This window comes from Microbacterium sp. MYb64 (assembly GCF_002979495.1).
Taxonomy (GTDB): domain Bacteria; phylum Actinomycetota; class Actinomycetes; order Actinomycetales; family Microbacteriaceae; genus Microbacterium; species Microbacterium azadirachtae_A.
This window is the reverse complement of sequence record NZ_PCOW01000020.1, coordinates 22950-44416: the sequence shown is the minus strand read 5'-3', so window position 1 is coordinate 44416 and position 21467 is coordinate 22950. Positions and strand designations below refer to the sequence as shown.

Sequence of the window (21467 nt, the reverse complement as noted above, 5' to 3'; positions counted from 1 at the left end):
GTCGTGCTCATCCCGCGCACCTCCTCGGACGGCTGGGTAACCCACGATTCTACCGCCGGAGGCACCGCGGCCACCAGGAGTTCCGCGTCAGAGCCGGATGAAGATCGGCGGGCCGGAGCTCGCCCACGGGGCGTGGTGCTCGACGTAGCGACCCCAGTCCGGCGAGTCGATGATGCCGCCGGCGCCGTCCCAGATTCCGATGTGCCGGCCGGGCCACCACACCAGGTCGCCGGCGCGCGCCTCGTCGGCGGAGATCACGGTGCCCAGCGCCGCCTGGTTGTCGGCGCCCCGGGGAAGGCTGATCCCGAAGTGCCCGTACACGTACTGCACGAGCCCGTCGCAGCCGAAGGAGTCGCTGGGATCCGCGCCCCAGCCGTAGGGCACGACGCCCACGAACGTCTGCGCGTACGCGACGACCGCATCCCCGGAGAACTCCTGCGTGGGTGCGGGGGCCGCGGTCGTCGTGGAGCTCGCGGCGGCCGCGGGGGCGGCGCTCGGCTCGACGACCGGCGCGGGCGGCGTGTAGAGGACGTCGAAGACGGCCCTCGTCGTGCTCGGTTCCTGAGCGGCGGATGCGACCGTGTAGGTCTGCGGGGCGACGACGAGCGACACCGTGTGCGTCGAGGACGCGGGTGCTCCCGGCGCGAAGGCGTACGCAGCCGTCGCCGCCACGGGGACGATCAGCGCCGCGATCGCGCAGCCTGCCGCCGTCTTCCGTGTCACAGTCATCGGGATTCTCCGTGTCACAGCCATCGGGTCACCACCCTATGACACTCGCGGGCGCCGCGCCCTGGAAAGTCCCTGAATCGTCGGTGCCGACGGATCAGTCGTCGTCGTCCTTGCGCTTGCGCCACCGGATCCCTGCGGAGATGAAGCCGTCCAGGTCGCCGTCGAACACGTTCGCCGGGTTGCCGGACTCGTGACCCGTGCGGAGGTCCTTCACGAGCTGCTGTCCGTAGAGGAAGTAGGAGCGCATCTGGTCGCCCCAGCTCGCGGTGATGTTACCGGCGAGCTCCTTCTTCTTCGCGGCCTCCTCCTCCTTCTGCAGCAGCAGGAGGCGGGTCTGCAGCACGCGCATGGCGGCGGCGCGGTTCTGGATCTGCGACTTCTCGTTCTGCATCGAGACGACGATGCCGGTCGGGAGGTGCGTGAGGCGCACGGCGGAGTCGGTCGTGTTGACCGACTGGCCGCCGGGGCCGGACGAGCGGAACACGTCGACGCGGATGTCGCCCTCTGGGATGTCGACCTCGGTCGCCTCCTCCATGAGCGGGATGACCTCGACCGCCGCGAACGACGTCTGGCGCTTGTCGGCCGATCCGAACGGGCTGATCCGGGCGAGGCGGTGCGTGCCGGCCTCGACCGAGAGCGTGCCGAACGCGTAGGGCGCGTCGACCTCGAACGTCGTGGACTTGATGCCGGCGCCCTCGGCGTAGGACGTGTCCATGACCTTGACCGGGAACTTGTGGCGCTCGGCGTAGCGCAGGTACATGCGCAGCAGCATCTCGGCGAAGTCGGTGGCGTCGTCGCCGCCCGCGCCGGAGCGGATCGTGATGATCGCGGCGCGCTCGTCGTACTCGCCGTCCAGCAGGGTCTGCACCTCGAGCTGGTTCACCGTGTCGGTCAGGGAGGCGAGCTCGGCGCGCGCCTCGGTGGCGGAGTCCTCGTCCTCCATCTCGTTGGCGAGCTCGATGAGCACCTCGAGGTCGTCGAGACGCTGCTCCACCTCGGTGACGCGCTTCAGGTCGGCCTGACGGTGACTGAGCGCGCTCGTCACCTTCTGGGCCTTCTCCGGGTCGTCCCAGAGGTCGGGCGCACCGGCCTCCTCGCTGAGGCGTTCGATGTCGGCGCGGAGTCCCTCGACGTCGGCGACCTCGCGGATGTCGCCGAAGGTCTGACGGAGGGCCGCGATTTCGGCGGAGAGATCAAGTTCGAGCATGGCACCTCAGAGTATCGCGCGCGGCGATGACCTGACGACCCATCGGCCTCGCGCCTCCGGAAGAGGGCCGAGAACGGCCAAAGAATGAGGCGTTGATCCCTGGCATTCTTCGTAGTTTTGTACTATACTCGGGTCATGGAGAACACCGACGATCCGGCCCCGCGACTCGCGTCCGCGGCGGAGATCGTCGACCTCGTGCTGGGAGATCTCGCCCGCAACGATCATGAGGTGAACCGGCGGGCGGCTCTGCGCTCGGAGCGGATCCTCGAGGTGATCGAACTGGCGCGCCGGCACCCCGACCTCTACACGGCCGACGCGGATCCCGGCTTCGCCGAGCGGGCGGCGGTCATGGACATGGCGTTGCGGCTGCAGCTCTCCGAGGATCAGGTGCGCGCCATGCAGGCGACCGCCGAGTTCGCGATGACGCTGCTGCCTAACGTCTGGGAACGAGCCCGTTCCGGATTCGGCTCCCCCGCGGCCGTGCAGGACGTCGTCTCCCGCGTGCGGGTGCTTCAGGCGCCGATCGATGCACCGGACGACGTCCGGGCGGACGCGCGCAGGGCGATCGCGGCCGCCGACGAGGCGGCCGCCGAGTGGCTGCTGACCTGCCCTCCGGCGATGCTGCGGCGCAAGGTCCGCACCCTCGTGGACAGGCTGCTCGGCGACCGCACCGTGCGCCGTCATGCGCGGGCGATGGAGGACAGGGCGGTGACGTTGACCGAAGCCGGTGACGGCATGTCGTGGCTGAGCATCTACGGTCCGACCGCCGACCTGCACGCCGCCTATCACCGGCTCTCGGCAACCGCGAAGCACATGCAGAAAGCGGAGCGGGGCGGCCGCACGCGGGATCAGCTCCGTGCGGACCTCGCGGCGGCCTGGCTGAAGGGCGACGGCACCGCGACCGCGGTGACGACCAAGGTGTTCGTCACAGTGCCCGTGCAGCTGCTCGCGGGCGAGGGCGCCCCGACAGAGCAGGCGGAGATCGTCGGCGTCGGCCCCATCGACCCGCTCACGGCCGCGCAGATCTTCCTCGACGCCGGATCCTTCCACCGCGTCATCACGGATCCGGTCAAGGGCGTCATCGTCGACATGGATCGCCGCACCTACCGCCCCACCCGCGCTCAGCGCAACTGGCTGATCCTGCAGCACGGCACCTGCTCCCGCGACGGCTGCACCCGCCTTGCGCTCGATGCCGACATCGACCACGACATTCCCTGGGCCGACGGCGGGACCACCGATATCCGCCGGCTGCGCCCCCTCTGCCCCAGGGATCATCGCCTGCGACATCGCACGCGAGCGAAGTATCGCACCCGGCCAGAGGAGCGCACGGTCCAAGTCATCACACCGACCGGGTTCCGCACTTCCGCGCCTGCGCCGTTCTGAACGGCACGGCCGCTCCGTCTCAGACGGCACACGGGTCTACCGTGGAGAGCGTGGCGGAACGGTCGATCTCAGTGCTCTGGAAGTTCGGCCCGATGGTGTACCTGCCGACGCTGCTGTTCTCGCTCGGCGAGGGCGCGGTCCTGCCCCTCATCCCCGTGATCGCGGCGAGCCGGGGCGCATCGCTTGCCTCCGCCGGCCTCATCGCCTCGGCGCTCGTGGTCGGACAGCTTTGCGGCAACATCCCCGCGGGCTGGCTCGTGGCGAAGGTCGGCGAGCGCTTCACGATGGTCATCGCGGGTGCGCTCTCGCTGATCGGCGTGATCGCGGGCGCGTTGGCGCCGAGCCTCGTCGTGTTCACGATCGCGGTGTTCGTGGTCGGCATGTCGGCCGCGGCCTTCGGCCTCGCCCGCCACGCCTTCATGACCACCCGGGTGCCGCTCGAGTTCCGTGCCAGGGCCCTGTCGCTGCTCGGCGGATCCTTCCGCGCCGGGATGTTCGTAGGCCCCTTCCTCGCCGCCGCGCTGCTCGCACTATTCCACACCGAGAACGCGACCCTGTGGTTCTTCGCGGTCCTCCTGGTCGCGCTGATCCTGCTCGTGCTGTTCGGCCCGGATCCGGAGGCGCAGGCCGCGGCCGCCGAGCGGGAGCCGGACGCGATCGAGGACACCGGCGAGGCGGTGAGCGGGTCGATCCCCACCATCGAGCGCGCGGGCGTCTTCCGCACGATGTGGCGTTACCGCGGGGTGCTGGGCCGACTGGGTCTCGCGGCGGCGAGCCTGTCGGCGGTACGCGCGGCCCGCCAGGTGGTGCTGCCGCTATGGGGCGTCTCGATCGGCCTGGACGCATCCTCGATCGCGCTGGTCGTCGGCGTCTCCGGCGCGATCGACTTCGCCCTCTTCTACGCGAGCGGCCAGGTCATGGACCGGTTCGGTCGACTCTGGGCCGCGCTGCCCGCGATGGTGCTGATGGGAGCGGGCTTCCTCGTGCTCTCGCTCACGCACGACGCGTCCACCAACGTGCTGTGGTTCGGCATGATCGCGGCCGTGCTCGGCGTCGGCAACGGACTGTCGAGCGGCATCCTGCTCACGCTCGGGGCCGACATCGCCCCGCAATCCGAGCCCGCCGCGTTCCTCGGATCCTGGCGAACCCTCACCGACGCCGGAGGCGCCATCGCTCCCCTGCTGTTCTCCGGCATCGCAGCGATCAGCTCGCTCGCGATCGGAGCAGCCGTCATCGGCGGGATCGGCGTGCTCGGCGCGGTCGGGTTCCTGAGGTGGATCCCACGGTTCGTGCCGCGGCGGCCTGCGGGCTGAGTCGGTCGCGGTCACTGCAGTGCCGTTCGACTCGTGCTGGTGGACTGGATCACGAGCGTCGAGGGCACCGGTTCGCGACATCGACCTCCACAACGGTCAGTTGGACAGCAACTCTGGATGATCCGGGCTCAGGTTATTGCGACGCGCGGCGACTTGCATCCACGTCAAGAACTCTCTGCGATTCACCGGAACAGGCTCGATGCGCGAAAAGATGTCGTCAAGATCGATCGATATTCCCCGCACGGTGGCCTCGCCCTGCGGAAACCCACCCGCACGATCATCAAGGATTTCGATCGCATAGTCCATCGCTGTTTGCAAGACCGTAAAACTTGGATTCCGCGATCCCCCGGAAGTGAACCCGAAGACGACAGCGCTTTGGTACCCGTCATAGCTCTTTCCTCCGCGCGTCTCAAATTCCCATCGCAAATGCGGGAATCGCGCGATCATACAATCGCCGAGGAAGAGACCAACATCCCATGTCACGGAGGCCCAGCGAAGACTCGGCAGTGCCGGTTCATCAGCGGCCGGCTCCGTGTTCTCGATGAACCAGGAATTCAGTGCGTCTATCCCCTCATCCGACGCATCGAGGGCATGACCATCGGCGGCCAAAAGCCCACGCAGGATCTCAATCCGCAGTTCCCTCATCGCCATGAGCCCGTGGTACAGCGATCTTGCCTCCTTGCGCGGGATTTCCCCCAAAGGCTGAAGGTATTCTGGCGGCAAAGCGGTATACGCCGACCAGTCAAGACTCACGGAATAACCTCCCAAGATATGTTCGCATCCTTAAGTGCCTGCTGAAGCGGTCCGGACGGACCGGAGCGTCCGGTGATTGGACTCTTCGTGAACATCCACTGAACATCTTTTACTTCATTGGAACTTCGCAACATGACATCCTTCGCGATCTGTTTGCGAACATCGGAGCTCAGCGAGGTATATCCAGACTTCACCTCGATCGCGATACGCGCAGGGCTTAGGACGTCGATCCTTCGAAATCCAAGGTCGGTAGGACGTGTCTGCTCAATCCTGCTCCCAGGATATCTAGCGGCCACCGCGTCGCGCGCAGCATCTCCGTTGATCTTGTTGGTCTTGATCGGCACGCCGCGAGGGATGCCGCCGACAGGGCCTCCAGCGTTAGATATTGGACCTCTGAGCCCGAGGGCACCGAACATTGAGCGGACGGACGGCGTTCCGGCGCAAGGGCCTTCGTTCGCACACGGCATGCCACGCTGCCCGCTGAGATCATGGGCACCGACAGGGTCAGTTGGCCACACATAGTCGTTGTCAACGCCCCCCTCGATCGGGTCGATCTGAAGGAATCGACCGAGTGCGGGCACGTAGAGCCGGGCGCCCATCTCAGTCACGAGCGACGAGCCGAAAGATTCGGCTTGCTTCAGGGCCCCCTGATGCCAGAGCGTGTCGCCGACGAGCTGACCAGAGTCATCCGCCACCGCGGTCGCGATGGCGAGAGTGCCCGTGTCAACCGGTTGCCCGTACGGGTCCCACAGAAGCATCATGCCGGTCAAAGACGCCGCACGAGTGACGAGGGCGTGGCCCAGGAGGTCCGGGAACGACCACGTGGCTGCGGCACCCGCGCGGGTGAGACTAACACCGCCGGGCAGGAACGTACTGCTCGTCAGAGCGCTCTCAGACTGCTTCCCCCACGCGGCGTCGCCATTGCCCGCATACAGGTACTTCGTCAGGGCGGTTGGAGCCGGCCCTGCGGGGTCGACCGTACGGGCAACGATCCGTCCGGTAGCGTCTCGCGCGACGTTGACGGTCGTGCCGTCCGCGTAGGTGGTGCCGACGTGCTCGTTCAACGCGTCGTAGAGGAACGTCATGTCCGCGAGCTTGGTCGTGTTTCCGTGGGCGTCGAAGACGATGTCCGTACCAGACAGGCCATCGGCGACGGTCGTGGCACCAGACGGAGCCCCGCTCACCGTCGAGGACTGGATTCGGTCAGCCCAGTCGTAGCAATACGCCGTGGTCGTGACTGCTGCTGACGATGCACCGGGGGCGGTCCATTCATCCCTGAGGCTTGTCCGATTCCCGGACTTACCGGCCTCCACGTTCGCCGCACACCCTGTGGTGCTGCCGAATCCATAGGTTAGTTTGTGTCCGGGGATTGTCGCGGTGATGAGACGGCCAGCGGTGTCGTATCCGAATGTGGAGCTGTAAGACAAACTTCCCCGAGTTGACGTGTGCAACACGATCCTGCCGGATTGCGACCGGGAGACCTGGTCAATAATGCTCTCCCCCGCAACGGACCAGCTGTTGCGATTCGTCCGTCCCGCGGCGTCACGATTGACGCTGGTCAACGCAGACCCTTCCGGGTAGACAACCGACGCGAGGCGCTGCTTTGCGTCGTAACTGACTGACGCGAGCTGTTGCCCGTCGACCGTCACCGTCTTGACCTTTCCATCAAGATCGTAAGTGTTCTCGGTGGTAGACGGCGTACCACCGGCGGGGGTGGTGGTGACCTTCACGATTCGCCCAGTGAGCGCTTCATATGTCGGGGTGGTGATGGTGTTCCACACGTCTGTATAGCTCGTCACCCCGCCAAGCAGGTCGGTGGTCGTCGTGACCGTGGATCCGTTGGGTGATCCGGCCACCGCCACGCCGCTGACGACGACTTTGAGACCTCCGGCCTGGGCGGTGTACCCAGTTGTTATCGTCTTGGCCGCCATGCTCGCTACGCCATTTGCGACTTGCTGCGTCACCCGCCCACGGGCGTCGTACGTTAGGCACGACCAGCTCGTATCGCCTGACGCCTTGGTCCCGACAGTGCGGCCCCACGTATCGTAGACGTACTCGGTCGTCACCGCTCCTCCTGCGGCGGGCGTTGGCCCCGTGACCTTCTTTGTCATCCCATATTGTCTGGTGCCTGCAGGGATGCCGCATGCCGTGGGTGCAGTTTCGAGGTCGCCATAGTAGGTCGTGGTCGTTGCCGCCGACGCGGGTGCCCCAGCAACGGTCGCACCAGGCAGAGTCTTCGTTAGTCTTCGTAGCCACCCAGTTGCGCCAGGCTGTTCAAACGTTGTCTTCGTCGTCATCGCCAGCGCCGAGGGGTCGACAGTGGTCGAAGTAGCTTGGCCCAACCAGGGGTTCTCGTATGCGGTTGTCGCCGTGACGGAGGGGGCAGCCGCGCCGCTGACAGAGGTGCTGTCGTCAGCGGTGCGCGACGTTGCCAGGCCGTAGTCTGGCCGGAGTTGTGAGCCCGGGATCGTCACGAATGAGCCCGCGCCAGGCGCCTTCCAGCGCAGCTGAAGCGAAGCAACGGACGTGAAATCGTAGTACTCGACGCGAATGCGGCGCGATTCTCCGGCAGCTACAGTTATCGCCGTTCCGGTCGCGTCGGTGGCGGCCTGGTCGACCCATCGGTCGACGTTCAGCACATCGCTGAGCCACACGCGAACACCATCGTCGCTGTTGGTCTGCAACGTATAGGCGCCCGCTTGTGGGAACGTGATCAGCCCGGTCAGTCGGACCGACCATCCGTCCGCGGGAAGAGTGCCACCGGGACTGTTGGTTCCCCAGTTCTTGTCGACCGCTCCGCCCGTAGTGCCGAGGATACCGAGGCCGAACAACGTGGGCTTCCCAGCGAGGGTCTTGTTCGGATAGTAGGTGGCTTGCAGGCCGTTCAAGCCGCCGTCGTAGGCGGTGCTGGAGTGCGCAGGAAGGATGCCGCATCCGCCAGCCGATTCGGGTCCCGGGACCGGGCGCCGGTCCGCTCCGAAGCAGGCCGCAGGGGCAGGGCCGTAGGTGTCAGTGGCGCGGTCCGTGACCGGGTCAAAGACGCTCGTCGAGACGACGCCCGCGCTGTCCGACGTGGACAAGACGAGATCCTTTGCCGGGTCCCATTGCTGGGACACAGTTACGCCCATCGCTGACGTCGCGGCGGTCTGCCGCCATGCCGTGTCGAAGTTGACCGTCTTCGCGTTACCCGTGAGCCCGGCGACCTGCACGGTCGTCGTCCCGCCGTCCACATACGTGAAGGACTTGGATGGGCGCTGTGCAATCGTGGTACCGTCCGGCGCTGGCATGGTCACCGATGTGACTTTTCCCGCGGTGTATGCGATCTGAGTCGTTGACGCGTCTGTCGCGGTCAGCCCAGCATCGATCGCATCGTTCGCTGTCGAATCACGCACCTGCACCAGCTGCCCCGAGGAGTCGTATCCGAACGATGACACCTCCGTACCCGGGTCAGTGATGGAGGCCAGCAGGCCCTGCGCGTTATAGAGCAGCGTCGAGGTGGTGCCGTCGGGATATGTGATCTTGCAGAGCAGGTCGGCGGGAGTCTTCGCGTACCCGGATCCGGTGCCTTGAGGGCAGAGCGTTTGACCAGCATCCTGATAGGTGAAGTTCACAGCTCGGGTGTACGCATTGCCGTCCTTCGACACCGGGTCGTTGATCTGGGTAGTGACGCCGCGAGCATCCAGCACGGAGAATGGCGCTGCCGGCTTCTGCCCGTCCGCGACCGGGGTCGCGGACGCGACTTTGCCTTCCTTGGTGAACTGGTAGACGGTTCCATCCTCGTCCGTGAACACGAGCAAACCGGTGGCGTCGAGCGAAACGGTTCCGTACTCGCCGGAGGGGGGCGCGAACCCGGCCGTACTGGACCGCGAGTACGTGTGGGTCTTGCCCGATGAGTCTGTCAGGATCGCCGCAGAATCTGTCAAGGTCGACGACACCCATGTCGCGCTAGGGCCCGCGATCGGCGTCGATGCAGACCAGCCTGCTGGCAGCACCTGGACTTTCTTCGTGAACCAGTCGGGCGGGATCACGAACTGCGTTGTCGGCGTCTTCACCCACAACTCCGCAACCGCAAGACTCTGTCCCTCGAAGTACTCGAACTTGACGGGCATCGCGCCCGCGGCATAGGTACGTTGCGGTCCCCACGTCAGTGTCGGTGGCGTCGACACCCAGTTGTTGACCAACTGTTCGCCGTTGACCCATACTCTGGCGCCGTCATCCTGCCGAACACCGATCTGGATCGGTTGCCCGACCAGGCTCGCCGGCAGCGTCACGAAGCCCGACCATCGAGCAAGGAAGTAGTCCGCTGGGACCGCGTCCACCGGCGCCTTCTCTCCCCAGTCAAACGAGACCGAGGGATCAGTGCGGACGAACAACGGAGTTTTGTTGTCGAACGTATTGCCAGCAGGTGACGTTGGAGCGGCTCCGTTCACGCGCGCATCGAAATACTCACCCGTCAGTCCGCGATTCGCATCCTTGACCTCCTGGCTGTTGTAGGTGAAGGACATGCCCATAGGGCCGCCCAGGGTTTGCACCGTTGGTGATGCGAATGCGAGGTTTGCGTTTCCGTTGGCCAGGTTGACGGTCACGGGGCCCGCGGATTCGAACGGGGACGGGCCTGTGGACCCAAGCCGCAGATCGACCTTGATCGTCTTCTTCCACGTATTGAAGGTGTTCGAATCCTTGCCGTCATTGGTTTGTACCAGCCAAGAATAGATTCCGCCGTCCTGGGTGGTGCCCGCAGGTACAGTCCACCGTGCGATCCCGTCGGCGCCTGCCGCCACCCACTCTGAGGTGACGACCGCGCCTGACTTGCCGTCTGCGCCGGTCGCAATCTTGAACCGGTACTTCATTGGACCCGAGTTCACGGTGTCGGTGTCGGCGACCGAGCCGACTTGCAGCTGCGGGGTCAATGTGGTCACCACCTGGGGCACACCGGATTCCGTGCCTGGTGCTGCCGTTGTCGCCGAAGGAAGCGGGACCTGGTTCGTCGTGAAGCCACGCACGTCTGAGTTCTTGACCGTGTCTTGGCCGTACCACCCGTTGTGGTCGGCATCGTAGACCTTTGCCCGCCAGTAGTACTGCGTTCCGGCGCGCAGCACGCCTTCCGGGACGGTCCAGGAGAGCCCTGTCTGCCAGCTGGATGCAGCGACCACATTGGCCATGTCTGACGTCGAAGAGACCTCGAACCCGTACCGCTGGGCGGTGTTCCCCGGGTTCGTTGCCGTCGCGGTCAGCGTCGGAGTTACAGACGCCCCGGTGACGTTTGCTGCCGGCGCAGTCGGGGCAATCGTTGCATAACCCCAGTAGATAATCTGAATGCCCACGCTGACATCTTTGAAGCTGTAATTCGCGCCCTCCTCTCCTGTGAGCATCCAGGCGACCCCGTAGTCCTTGAGCTTGAACTGGTTGACCAACCGCTGCGCAATTCCTAGGCCTGCCGTCTGAGTCCACCCGGTGCCGACGGTGTACTGATCAATGTAGGTGCCGAGACAATTAAATCCCACACAATTTGCGTGGCGGACGTCGCCACGGTAAGCGGTTGGCGTTCCATTCCCCGACAGAAAGCCAACGTCCATCTGCGCGGCACCGATGAAGTTATCGGGGATCGAGCCGTAGTTGTACCCGACCACCGACCTCCAGGTCCGGTTCGGGGATTCACCCGTGTTTCCAACATAGGCCAGACCGTTGAAGGTCGGGCCGTCTGATTTGAACGTGGTAGCCCACGATGGGCCGGATTGGAGGGTTGGATCGATCTGTACCGGGAACACACGCGATTTCGCGCGCAACCAGGACTCGTCGGCCGTGAGGGTGTACTTCCAGACGCCGTTGCCCGTCTGAGCGAGCTTCACGGTCAGCGCGCTGATCGACGGGCCGGACGTGTCCTTCTGTGGAGCCGAGTCGATTGCAATAGGACTCGGGATCAGCATCACGACCGTGCCTACTGCATCGACGAGCTCGACAGCGTTTGTCTCCTCAACGACCTTTGGCGTCAGATCGCCCGCATCAAGCCGCCACGACCAAGAGTTCTTGCCCTTGCCCGGCTTCTTCCTCAGGACGAGCGACTCCTTGACCTCGCTCGTCTCGATCCGGTACTCAAGGTCCTGACCGTCGCCGACACCTCGGAACGCGAACTTCTCACGGTCGTCCCAGAACCAGAACGGCGTCTCTTTCTTGCCAGCGCCAGCGCCAATCAACGAGAAGGACACGTCGTGGCCATTACGAGATACGGAGACCGCGTCCTTCTTGTCCGCAGCCGTTCCGAATCTGGGCGAAAGTGGATGGTCCTTTACTTGCCAAGAGCCGTTCACTTCCTCGACGGAGGTGTTGATCGCGCCCCACTTGCCGTTCTTGCCCTTGACGTTGATCGGCGACGGCGAGAGCTGCTGTACCTGGGCGCCGTCTGGCCCTTCGAACGTCGTTGACGTCTCCGACCGCGTCAGCACTTTCAACCCAGAGGTGTCGACCAACCCACTCGGTTTCGGGGCAACTTTCGTCGGTGGCGCGTAGGCGCTATCCCCGATGGCTGGCAACGGCAGCGGGCGCGCCGGCTCAGATTCGCCCGCCGGAACTCCCGGATCCGTGGCCGGAGCATTCCCCACGGGGAGCGTCGCGCGATCCGTTGCGTCGTCCGGACTAGTCGGACTGCTCATTGCCTGACTCGTCGGCGACAACAGCCTCGCCGACGCCGGGTCGGCGAACAACGTTCCGATCAGAAGCGAAAGCACAGCGACAGCAGAAACGAGCGTCAGTCGAGCCCAGCGAATCACAGAGTCCCCATCGAATCCGAGCCGTCAACACCGACAGCTAGTCCAGCGAATACTTAACATACACACTGGTGACGCTCAGGTTGGACGAAAGTCGGTGCGTGCAGCAAGCACACTTTCGAACCGGCCGCAGCCAGGCCCCTCGACGCAGCCATCACTCGACTGCCCTGCGACTCGTGCCGGTCGACTAGATCACGAGCATCGAAGGCACGAGCTCGCTGAGCAGGGGCGGCGACCACGTCGCGCTCACGGTCACCCGTGCCGAGCGTCCGTCGGGGCTGCCCGCAGAGACCAGTTCTGCGCCGTCGTCGATGACTCCGATCACCGCGCTCGCCTGATCCGCGATCTCCGCGTCGTCGAGCTCGGCGCGGATCGCCTCGCCCTCGACCTGCAGACGGAAGCCGTCGGCTCCGGCGAGCGCGGCCGCGTCGGCCACCGAGTCGAGCCGCTTCTGCGCGATGTACAGATCGGTCGCGCACACGCAGACGTAGATCGCGGCGATCGCCAGCACGAGATACCCCAGGATGAGCGGCATCGTGCTGCCGCGGTCATCGTCGAGCAGACCGACACGTTGCTCCCTGGTCCGCACCGCGCTCATCCGTCCGTCCACGTGCGCGAGACCTTGTACGCCGAAGACGCCTGCACCCGCACCCTGCTCACGCGGTCCAGGCCGAACACCGGCGGCACGAACGGCAACGCGACCTCTGCCGTCACCGTGACCACGACCGTCGCGCCCGCAGCCGGGCATCCGGCACTGAGCAGTGCGCAGCGGATGTCGACGTCGACAGTGTCCGCATCCATCCCGTACTCCTCGATCGCGGACCGCACGGTCGCGTCCGCCCGTGCGGTGGCGTCGGCGACGCCGCTCGCCGCACCCATCGTGCGCGCCGCGTGCCGCGCCGCGGACTCGACTCCCAGCATCTGCCCCTGGATCGCGCCGAGAGCGAGCACGAGATACACCAGCGGCACGAGCAGGATCACCCCGAGCCCGATGAACTCCAGCGCCGCGGATCCGGTCTCGTCCGACAGCCCGCGAGCGGATGCGCGGCAGCCGGCGGGGTCACCCGTTCTCGGTGAAGGACTCCACGGGAGCACGACCGGTCACCTCCATTCCGGAGGGCACCCCGAGCAGGCCGATGAGCGGCAGGGTCGTGCGCACGGTGACCTCCATGGTCGGTACGCCCAGTGCCGCCGTCTCGCGCACGGTCACGTTCTGCGCGTAACCGCGCCCGACGGCGCGACTGATCACGAGCTCGGTGCGCCGCACGCCCTCACCGTCCTCGGTGTCGGCGAGGGCCGCGACGTGCGTGCCCTCGACCGCGGCGTCGTGCACCACGTTGCGCACATAGACGGTCAGGGCGAACTGCTCGCCGTCACGGCCGTGACTCTTAACGCCGAAGGCCTCACCACGGCGACTGGCGCTGCCTGGACCGAGAACGCCGTCTGAACGCTGCACAACCGTCTCGCTCGGACGTCAACCTCGTGTACTGGCAGCAACCTCTGGCGTGCAAGCAACGCCCAATTTGCCGAGCAACGAGCGGCCTAGTCCTGAAGCGGTCACCTCGCTCGGAGTTTGATTCTGTCCCTCAACTGCGGAATAGCCGCGTCGGCTCGCTCCAGAGAACTTGGATCATAATCTCCACCGTGCATTACGGCGTTCCGAAGTGCGAGAAGTTCTCGCAAAGTCTGGTAGTCGGTCGGGGCAAGGACTCCTTCACGCTGCAACCTTCTCAGCAGCTCACCGAAAGGGTAACGACGCGCGTCCTCAGGAGGTATGCCGAGGAAATCACCGCCCAACTCACGAAGCTGCTCTTCGAGCAGGATCCAACTAGCGATGAACGCCCCCGTAGCTCGCTGGCTTTGCGTACGAATTATCCAAGATTGCCTCAGCGCAGGATCGACCTCGATGGCATGGGAATGGGTCGAACGGTCTCCATAGAGCGGGGTCACCTCAATGTCGTTCATCTCGCGTGCGTAACGGTTTGCTCGCCGCGCGCCACCCGCGAGAGCAACCGCCGCAAAGCCAACGGCAGCGGTAGCGGCCCCAGCAGCGACTGACACAGCGGCTTGCAGCCATGGCTCCGCGCTCCCTACCCCCTTGTCGGGAATGTTGAGCAAGATCGGTATCACGATGGCCACAACCCCCAGCAAGCCGACTGCAACAAATGCTAGAGCACTCCACGTCTTCCAGCGCTCGAGGGAGGTCCGCCGATACCCGCGAACAGGAGCTTCGCGTTCGCGTGCAGTGATCAGCTCAACAGCATTCACGATGTCGAACGCCGAAAGCGCGGTGCCATCGCCCAACCGGGTCGCCTCGGCGAGTATCCGTCGGCGCTCGGCGTCAAGGTGCTCCTCCAAAGCCTCCCGGCCCGCCGTGCTCAACCGAACAGAAGAGTCGCGATCTTTGGCGATCATCACTCTCCTCCCTTCCAGTACTCGACCGCGAACGCACAAAAGACGCCGCCCACCAAGGTTGCCCCCGCGACAACTCCCCATCCAGGCCAAGGAGTCGGAGCGAATGCCAATGGCAAGGCAACTCCGGTGGCCAAGAACAGGATCGGACCGACGATCTTTGCTACGGGATGCCATTTAGGGATCTTGCGAACATGGCCAGCATTGCGGACGTCGAATTTCGCATACTCAAAGTAGGCGCTTGTGTACTGGACTTCGTCGGAGGTCGCGCCACGAGCGATCGTCTCACGAATGCTTGCCGCGTTGAGAACATCGATGGCGAAGTCGCGAACCGCTTCTTCGAACGTCCCTCGCGGTGGCCCCGCAACTTCGGCGGAACCAGGCACATCGATGCGTACCTGGTCAGCAGGCAGTGCGACTTCGGTCACTGCACGGGTTGATCTCGCCCGTTGGGACGCCATGGCACCTCCGACACATCGTTCGATCCGATCCTAGTGGTGCTCGGAGCGCCCGATTCGTGAGGCACCTAACCTGGCGGGATGGATGATCTGGAACGACAGCGGGATCTTCGGCGCCTCCGCGACGAGGTTCTGAACACGCCGAGCTGCCCGCGATGCCTGCATCGGATGGAGCCGGATGACGTTGACGGCGAACCGGTCTGGCAATGCCCGGACTGTGGCCGGATGAACGAGCCTTAGAAGCCATATTGGAGTCCTGAGTGCTCACCGGTGTACTCAATTCGCCCCCTAGGCTCACCCTGGAACAGACCGGATCGAGTTGCTATAAGTTGCTCCGCGGGCTCGAGCGGGCACTAGATCGCGTGATCTCGGACATGATGCTCGCCTGATTCGATAGCCTCATCCTATGGTGGAGTCCCAGGACGCGGGTTACGCGAGTCGCCAAGCTTTGCTCGTGCCTCTGGGTAACAAGGTAGAACGTTTGGTCCGAGAACTCATCGAAACGACGGGCCTAACAGTTCTAGACGTGGTCCACCGCGTCAAGGGCCAGCAGAGCGCGACGAAGAAAGTCCGGGCCAATCCAGCCAGGTATGGCTCCTTTGGCGACCTTCACGACATGCTCGGTCTGCGGGTAATCACATATCTAGCGAGCGACGTGGACACCGTTGTTAGCGTGTTGCGAGCCAACTTCGATATTGATGAAGACCGGTCGCTCGATAAGCAAACTTCACTAGACCCGGATCGCTTCGGATATCTTTCCAATCATCTCGTGGCAACGACCAGCACAGCACGATCGACACTTGCGGAGTGGGCCCCCTACCGGGGCATCTACTTCGAAATCCAAATCCGGTCAATCCTCCAACATGCCTGGGCCGAGATAGAACATGATCTCGGCTACAAGTCAACCTCCGGAATTCCTGTGCATCTTCGCAGACGATTCGCTCGACTGGCGAGCCTGCTTGAACTTGCCGATTCGGAATTCGACGCAGTTTCCCGCGAGGTTGCGGACCACGTTCAAAGAGTCGAGGCGGTAGTCGCCGACGGCGGGAATCTCGCGATCGACCGAGACTCGATCCGCGCCCTCGTGACTTCAGACGGGCCAGTCGCGCGGGCCGATCTCGCTATCTCATCTGGGATTGGAGCAAAGCTCAATGACCAGATGTCGCGAGGATACGCGGACGCACGCGCTGACGAGCTCGTCGCCGTGGGCTACCAGAACACGGAGCGTGTTGCGGAGTCGGTCTCACGAAACTTCGATGCGCTTGTCGACTTCGCCGTGAACTGGTTCAATCTACCTGATCCCGTGGCGATTGACCCAGCCGATGAGTTCGTCGATGAAGACCGTGATTCCGATGGCAAATACCGCACGCTCTCACCCGGCATCAGCCTCTTTTACCTGTACCTGCACGAGCGTCTTCAGCAACCGGAGGGCGAGCAGGAGTTGACGAACATCCACCATCTCAAAATTCCAGAGGTCCGCACAGCCTTCCGGAGGGTGCACGATGAGGCGTTCGTCGACCCGTTCGGCGCGAAGTACTGAACATGGCTCATGGCTGCGCAGACTACGTCATGCTGAAAATGGTCTGAAACAGCCGAAATGCGATCCAGGATTGTGCCGGGCAGTGGCGTGGTCGGCTTTCGGGATAGCACCTTAGCGCCCCGTCGAGCGACAGCCCGCTCGGACCACATCCGTTCGATGGTTCACAAGACTTGCCCGAAGGGGGCCATTCGGGCCAACTGAGAACTATTCGCGACTCTCCGGCACCCTCATCACCTGACCTAGGAGATGCCGCCGAGGTTCGCGCGATGGATGCAGCCCTCTAATGCGCCAAGAACTCCTCAGTTTCGTGTCGCGCAGTAGTCACGACGTCCTGAAGCGTTGCCTCCAACTCGTGCATAGCGGCTGTTCTGTAGTCAGGGGGCACAGTCGTATACTTCGCCAAAGCATCAACGATCTGATCCATCGCGCGGATCTGCACATCGGTGTATGGCGGAGTGGTTGCGGTCAGGCTTCCGATGGCGTTGACCACACGGTGGTCGGCGTCCTTCGCAATCGCCGCGACTGCGAACAGCCGCTGCGTGAGTGATAGCAACGAGTTGCGGTACTGCTTGTACCCGTTTCCGATCGGCACGTTTGTACGCATCGCGTCGTACACTGCTCGACTGGCATTACCGAAGAGGCGAGTGTCCCCGATGATATCGGGCCATGCACGCCGAAGGCGTTCGTCGTAGTCCCAAGCCCTTTGTTCTTCTCGCTCAACGCGGCGGTCCTCCCGGTCGAGATCGCGTTCGGCCTGCCGGTCAAGTCGATCTTGCTCCCGCTCCTGCGCGCGGTCTTCGCGTTCGCGGCGACGTAGGTCAAGCGAGAAGAGCCAAGCTGCCAATGCGCCGACCACCGCACCGCCTAGCGCGCCCCACATCGTCGCCCAGAACGTGTCCCCGAAGTTCACTCTCGAACCTTAGCGAGTACCCACTGAGAGGTGGACGATCTAGACCGGAAACGAGAGTTGAGAGTCGCACGCACCTCTTTCGCCTACGACACGCCGAACTGTCTGCATCGCTTCTGGCACGGGAGTTCCTCCGACTTGAGCTCGCAAGCTTCGATGGCCGCCGTCGCTGCGCCTCAATCGGCTAACCACGTCACCTGGCGCAACGACGGCATGAACTCACTACTCAGTTTCGGCAGACCCCTGGGGTGAGTTCCATGAACCCATCGACCAGCCGGTGATGTCCGACAGTTTGCCGCGCCAGAGCGGCACCTGAGTAGTCGCGGCACCGCTACCGAGCCGAACGTCCTTCATGTGGACAAATCCTCGGACGCGCGCAGGAAGCCCAGCCTCGTTGCGGCGTTCTGCTTCCTTCACAAAGCCTTCATGCGCATCGGTGAACAGCTTCTCGACGTGCTCCGCGACGTCAGGTACGCCAGCATTCTTGTAGAGCTCAACTTGAGCGGTTATCCATTCGGCACGGCTGATCGCGAGGCCAGACACGACCACACCATTGGACGTAACCGTCAGCCCGAACGATCCCAAGTGCTTGTCGTCCATGCCATGAATGAAGTTGAGCGCCGTGTGTAGATACCAGTCTTTGGCATCTACATCGTCGAGCGTGTAGCCGTCGGGGTCAGTATCCGGAGTCCAGCGCTCCGCCTGTTCTTCTGTCTCTGGGGTGTGCATCTCGTCAGTCATTTAGTCCTCCTGTCCGGTTGCTATGACCGTATCGGCGACCTCCGACATTGTTGCGGACGTCATGCGACGCCCCGGTGGCGGAACATGCCCGAAGAGGCATACGGCTCCGGCTCCGCATGGATGACACGATGCGTGATGCGTCCGCCGGCGTCGACGACGAGAGGCTCGATCACCTCGGCGACACGTCGGGTGCCGTCAGCCTCGCGGCGGCAGTGCACGACGAGGTCCACGGATGCGGCGAGCGCCGGTGCGATGAACGCCCTGTCGATGTTGCGTCCCGCGAGCAAGGGCAGCATCGTGAGCTTGTCGAGGGCATCCGCGGCCGAGTTCGCATGCACGGTGGCGGCGCCGGGGACGCCGGTGTTGAGTGCGAGAACCAGATCGAGCGCCTCGGCATCGCGTACCTCGCCGACAACGAGCCGGTCGGGCCGCATCCGCAGCGCCTCCTTCACGAGGCGCCGCAGCGTGATCTCCCCGGTACCTTCGAGGCCCGCCTGGCGACCCTGCAGAGCCACGAGATCCGGCGCCTGCACGCCGAGTTCGAACGTCTCCTCCACGGTGATCACCCGCTGTTCGCGGCATTCGGCGACGAGCGCGGCCAGGAGCGTGGTCTTGCCCGCATGGGTGGGCCCCGAGACCACCACGCTGCGGCCCGCGCGCATCGCGTCGGAGAGCATCGCGCCGACCGGCGCGGGGACCATGCCCTGTGCGACGAGGGAGTCAAGGCTCCGGTATCGCGGCAGGAACCGCCGGATGTTGACCGCCCAGGACCCATGGACGACATCGGCGATCGCGACGTGCAGCCGGGAACCATCCGGCAGGGATGCATCGACGAACGGCTGCCCGATGTCGACCCGCCGCCCGGTGGAGTGCAGCATGCGTTCGACGACGTCGCGCAGCTGCGCCTCGGTCAGGGCGATCGGCACGCGCTCGCTGCGCCCGTCGCGGGCGATGAACACGCGTGAGGGACCGTTGAGCCAGATCTCCTCGATCGAATCGTCCTCGAGCAGCGGTTGCAGCGGCCCGTAGCCGGCCACCCCGGCGAGGATGTCCCGCACACAGGCCGCCTCGTCGTCGATCGTGGCAGTCCCGCGGGCGAGCGCGTGATCGTTGTGCCGACGCACCTCGAACTGAGCGATCCGCCGCGCCTCATCGGGATGGGTCGAAGGATCCGTCCGCTCGGCACGCAGCCGCGCGCGCACCCTCTCGGTGACGGCAGCGGTGGTCGGACTCACCCCCGCATCGTCGCAGGATCCGCGTATCCGCCTCGGAAGTTATCCACAGGCACCGCTACTCGGCGCCGGACGCGCACCTGACAGCTGTCAGCCCGCGCGGGCGACGTCGTGCAGGGCGTCCACCATGGGCAGCAGCTCGGGCTGCTCCGCGGCATCGGCGAGCACGCGCTCCAGGGTCTCGTCGTGCACCGGGCGGGCGCGCTCGTGCAGCTCCCGACCACTCGGCGTGAGCTCCGTGTAGATCCCGCGCCGGTCGTCGATGCAGAGGATGCGGGTGAGCAGTCCCCTGTCCTCGAGCCGGTTCACCAGGCGGGTCGTCGCACTCGGGCTGAGGGCCGCGGCTCGGGCCAGCTGCTGCATGCGCATGTGCCAGCCGTCCTGCCGGTCCAGCGCCTCCAGCACGGTGTACTCGACCACGGAGAGCCCCGCGTCGGCCGACAGGGCGCGCTCCAGCTCGGCCTCGATCATGGCGTGCAGGGCAGCCATCGTGCGCCACCCGCGGGCGCGGATCTCGACGGCGTCATCGGCGATGCCCATGGATCCTCCTCAAGTAGTTGCTTGCGCTTTCTATTTGCGCGTGCAAGCATGGTGTTCACCCGCGCGAAATCCCGCGCCTGCAACTATCTCACTGTACCAGGAGCTCCTCCATGCCTCTCGGCCTGATCGCCCTCGCCCTCGGCGCCTTCGGAATCGGCCTCACCGAGTTCGTCATCATGGGCCTGCTGCCCGAAGTGGCCGCCGACTTCGCCGTCACCGAGACCGCCGCCGGCTGGCTCATCTCCGGCTACGCGCTGAGCGTCGTCATCGGCGCGCTCCTCCTCACCGCCGCGACCACGCGCCTCCCCCGCAAGCCCGTGCTGCTCGCCCTCATCGTCCTCTTCATCATCGGCAACGCCCTCACCGCCCTCGCCCCCGACTACGGTCTGGCGATGGTCGGCCGCATCATCGCGGCCCTCACGCACGGCGCATTCTTCGGGATCGGATCCGTCCTCGCCGCCTCACTCGTACCCGCCGCGAAGAAGGCCGGGGCGATCGCGATCATGTTCACCGGTCTCACCGCCGCGAACGTGCTCGGCGTCCCCTTCGGCACCTTCCTCGGCCAGCAGTTCGGCTGGCGCGCGACGTTCTGGGCGATCGCGATCATCGGCGTCGTCGCGTTCGCCGGGATCGCCCTGCTCGTTCCTGCGACCCACGACATCGCGCCCACCCGCCTGCGTGACGAGCTCGGCGCCTTCCGCTCGAGCCAGGTGTGGTTCTCCCTCACCGTGACGGTGCTCGCCTACGGCGGCATGTTCGGCGCCTTCACCTACATCGCGTACACGCTCACCGAGGTCAGCGGCTTCGCGTCGGGCATGGTGCCCTGGCTGCTCGTGCTGTTCGGCCTCGGCCTGTTCCTCGGGAACTGGGCGGGCGGCAAGGCCGCAGATCGATCGATCGACGCGACCCTCATCGTCTTCATCGCGGCCCTCGTCGTCGTGCTCGCGGGCTTCGCGCTCGTCGCGTCGAACGGCCCCGCGACCACCGTCGCCCTGTTCCTCATGGGCGGCTTCGGATTCGGCACCGTGCCGGGCCTGCAGTCCCGGGTCATGGGCTACGCGTCCTCGGCTCCGACGCTCGCCTCCGGTGCGAACATCGGCGCATTCAACGTCGGCAACGCCCTCGGTGCCTGGGCCGGCGGAGTCGGCATCGCTGCGGGACTCGGATACACCTCCCCCATCTGGATCGGCGCCGGGATCACTGCACTGGCGCTCGTCGTGATGATCGCCGCGGCGACGCTCGCCCGACACGGATCCGCGCGGCCCGACACCGCGGGCACAGGCGCGCCCACCGCCACGAATCCGATTCCCGTCGCCGCGCGCTGACTACGGCCGGCCCACCCCGCAGACCCGGACTCGCCGCCGATAGACTGGTCGCGCTCGCGGGAGTGGTGAAATCGGTAGACACGCAGGATTTAGGTTCCTGTGCCTTCGGGCGTGTGGGTTCAAGTCCCACCTTCCGCACGAAAGCATGAGGGGGCGGCCGTCC

The 21467-nt window shown here is 65.1% G+C and carries 18 protein-coding genes and 1 tRNA gene; 6 read left to right on the top strand and 13 right to left on the bottom strand.

The genetic code is table 11. From position 1 onward, the window contains the following. Nucleotides 1–87 precede the first annotated feature (87 nt). Together CQ044_RS15545 and prfB are read right to left on the bottom strand one after the other, a co-directional pair. Nucleotides 88–729 carry a C40 family peptidase gene (locus CQ044_RS15545; protein WP_181158339.1) on the bottom strand — a complete coding sequence of 214 codons (642 nt, stop codon included), beginning with the start codon at nucleotides 727–729 and terminating at the stop codon, nucleotides 88–90. Between the two features lie 94 nt (nucleotides 730–823). Then, a complete protein-coding gene (gene prfB, locus CQ044_RS15540; RefSeq protein WP_105689297.1) occupies nucleotides 824–1936 on the bottom strand; it encodes a peptide chain release factor 2 in 1113 nt (370 codons plus the stop codon). Between the two features lie 135 nt (nucleotides 1937–2071). Between prfB and CQ044_RS15535 the strand changes: the two genes are divergently transcribed. Both CQ044_RS15535 and CQ044_RS15530 read left to right on the top strand, forming a co-directional pair. Beyond that, nucleotides 2072–3319: an HNH endonuclease signature motif containing protein gene (locus CQ044_RS15535; protein ID WP_105689296.1), complete on the top strand. Its 1248-nt coding sequence runs from the start codon at nucleotides 2072–2074 to the stop codon at nucleotides 3317–3319. A gap of 92 nt (nucleotides 3320–3411) precedes the next feature. Continuing rightward, nucleotides 3412–4632 (top strand): MFS transporter, encoded by a 1221-nt coding sequence (locus tag CQ044_RS15530; RefSeq protein ID WP_105689327.1) that lies wholly within the window; start codon nucleotides 3412–3414, stop codon nucleotides 4630–4632. A gap of 96 nt (nucleotides 4633–4728) precedes the next feature. On the opposite strand, the gene CQ044_RS15525 is transcribed toward CQ044_RS15530, so the two are convergent. The 7 genes from CQ044_RS15525 to CQ044_RS19455 all read right to left on the bottom strand — a co-directional run bounded on the left by CQ044_RS15525 (nucleotide 4729) and on the right by CQ044_RS19455 (nucleotide 14989). Next, the gene (locus CQ044_RS15525; protein WP_146116806.1) at nucleotides 4729–5385 is read right to left on the bottom strand and encodes a hypothetical protein; all 657 of its coding nucleotides are present in this window, start codon (nucleotides 5383–5385) and stop codon (nucleotides 4729–4731) included. Further along, entirely contained in the window at nucleotides 5382–12110 is a 6729-nt protein-coding gene (locus CQ044_RS15520) for a PA14 domain-containing protein (RefSeq protein WP_146116805.1), read from the bottom strand. The genes CQ044_RS15525 and CQ044_RS15520 overlap by 4 nt, the downstream gene beginning before the upstream one ends. Nucleotides 12111–12336: 226 nt before the next feature. Next, complete coding sequence (locus tag CQ044_RS15515) at nucleotides 12337–12747, bottom strand: pilus assembly protein TadG-related protein (protein ID WP_105689293.1); 411 nt, start codon at nucleotides 12745–12747, stop codon at nucleotides 12337–12339. Next, nucleotides 12744–13244, bottom strand: a complete 501-nt coding sequence (locus CQ044_RS15510; protein WP_258133338.1) for a TadE family protein — start codon at nucleotides 13242–13244, stop codon at nucleotides 12744–12746. The genes CQ044_RS15515 and CQ044_RS15510 overlap by 4 nt, the downstream gene beginning before the upstream one ends. Beyond that, nucleotides 13210–13605 carry a TadE family protein gene (locus CQ044_RS15505; RefSeq protein ID WP_105689292.1) on the bottom strand — a complete coding sequence of 132 codons (396 nt, stop codon included), beginning with the start codon at nucleotides 13603–13605 and terminating at the stop codon, nucleotides 13210–13212. Before CQ044_RS15505 ends, CQ044_RS15510 begins: the two co-directional genes overlap by 35 nt. Nucleotides 13606–13706: 101 nt before the next feature. Beyond that, nucleotides 13707–14564: a hypothetical protein gene (locus tag CQ044_RS19460; RefSeq protein WP_146116804.1), complete on the bottom strand. Its 858-nt coding sequence runs from the start codon at nucleotides 14562–14564 to the stop codon at nucleotides 13707–13709. Continuing rightward, nucleotides 14564–14989, bottom strand: coding sequence for a hypothetical protein (locus CQ044_RS19455; RefSeq protein ID WP_146116803.1), 426 nt, complete (start codon nucleotides 14987–14989; stop codon nucleotides 14564–14566). The genes CQ044_RS19460 and CQ044_RS19455 overlap by 1 nt, the downstream gene beginning before the upstream one ends. 111 nt (nucleotides 14990–15100) lie before the next feature. On the opposite strand from CQ044_RS19455, the gene CQ044_RS19940 reads away from it, so the two are divergent. Together CQ044_RS19940 and CQ044_RS15500 are read left to right on the top strand one after the other, a co-directional pair. After that, the gene (locus CQ044_RS19940; RefSeq protein ID WP_146116802.1) at nucleotides 15101–15259 is read left to right on the top strand and encodes a zf-TFIIB domain-containing protein; all 159 of its coding nucleotides are present in this window, start codon (nucleotides 15101–15103) and stop codon (nucleotides 15257–15259) included. 166 nt (nucleotides 15260–15425) lie between these two features. Then, nucleotides 15426–16559 (top strand): GTP pyrophosphokinase family protein, encoded by a 1134-nt coding sequence (locus CQ044_RS15500; protein WP_105689291.1) that lies wholly within the window; start codon nucleotides 15426–15428, stop codon nucleotides 16557–16559. Nucleotides 16560–16839: 280 nt separating this feature from the next. Here CQ044_RS15500 and CQ044_RS19445 read toward each other — a convergent pair whose 3' ends face one another. From CQ044_RS19445 to CQ044_RS15480, 4 genes are all read right to left on the bottom strand, one after another. Further along, a complete protein-coding gene (locus CQ044_RS19445) occupies nucleotides 16840–17469 on the bottom strand; it encodes a hypothetical protein (protein WP_146116801.1) in 630 nt (209 codons plus the stop codon). Between the two features lie 219 nt (nucleotides 17470–17688). Beyond that, nucleotides 17689–18207, bottom strand: a complete 519-nt coding sequence (locus tag CQ044_RS15490; protein ID WP_105689289.1) for a hypothetical protein — start codon at nucleotides 18205–18207, stop codon at nucleotides 17689–17691. 59 nt (nucleotides 18208–18266) lie between these two features. Further along, entirely contained in the window at nucleotides 18267–19442 is a 1176-nt protein-coding gene (locus tag CQ044_RS15485; RefSeq protein WP_105689288.1) for a CpaF family protein, read from the bottom strand. Nucleotides 19443–19529: 87 nt separating this feature from the next. Continuing rightward, complete coding sequence (locus tag CQ044_RS15480; protein ID WP_105689287.1) at nucleotides 19530–19979, bottom strand: MarR family winged helix-turn-helix transcriptional regulator; 450 nt, start codon at nucleotides 19977–19979, stop codon at nucleotides 19530–19532. Nucleotides 19980–20089: 110 nt separating this feature from the next. Between CQ044_RS15480 and CQ044_RS15475 the strand changes: the two genes are divergently transcribed. After that, complete coding sequence (locus CQ044_RS15475; RefSeq protein WP_105689286.1) at nucleotides 20090–21304, top strand: MFS transporter; 1215 nt, start codon at nucleotides 20090–20092, stop codon at nucleotides 21302–21304. A gap of 56 nt (nucleotides 21305–21360) precedes the next feature. Next, nucleotides 21361–21442, top strand: a tRNA-Leu gene (locus CQ044_RS15470). Nucleotides 21443–21467: the final 25 nt, after the last annotated feature.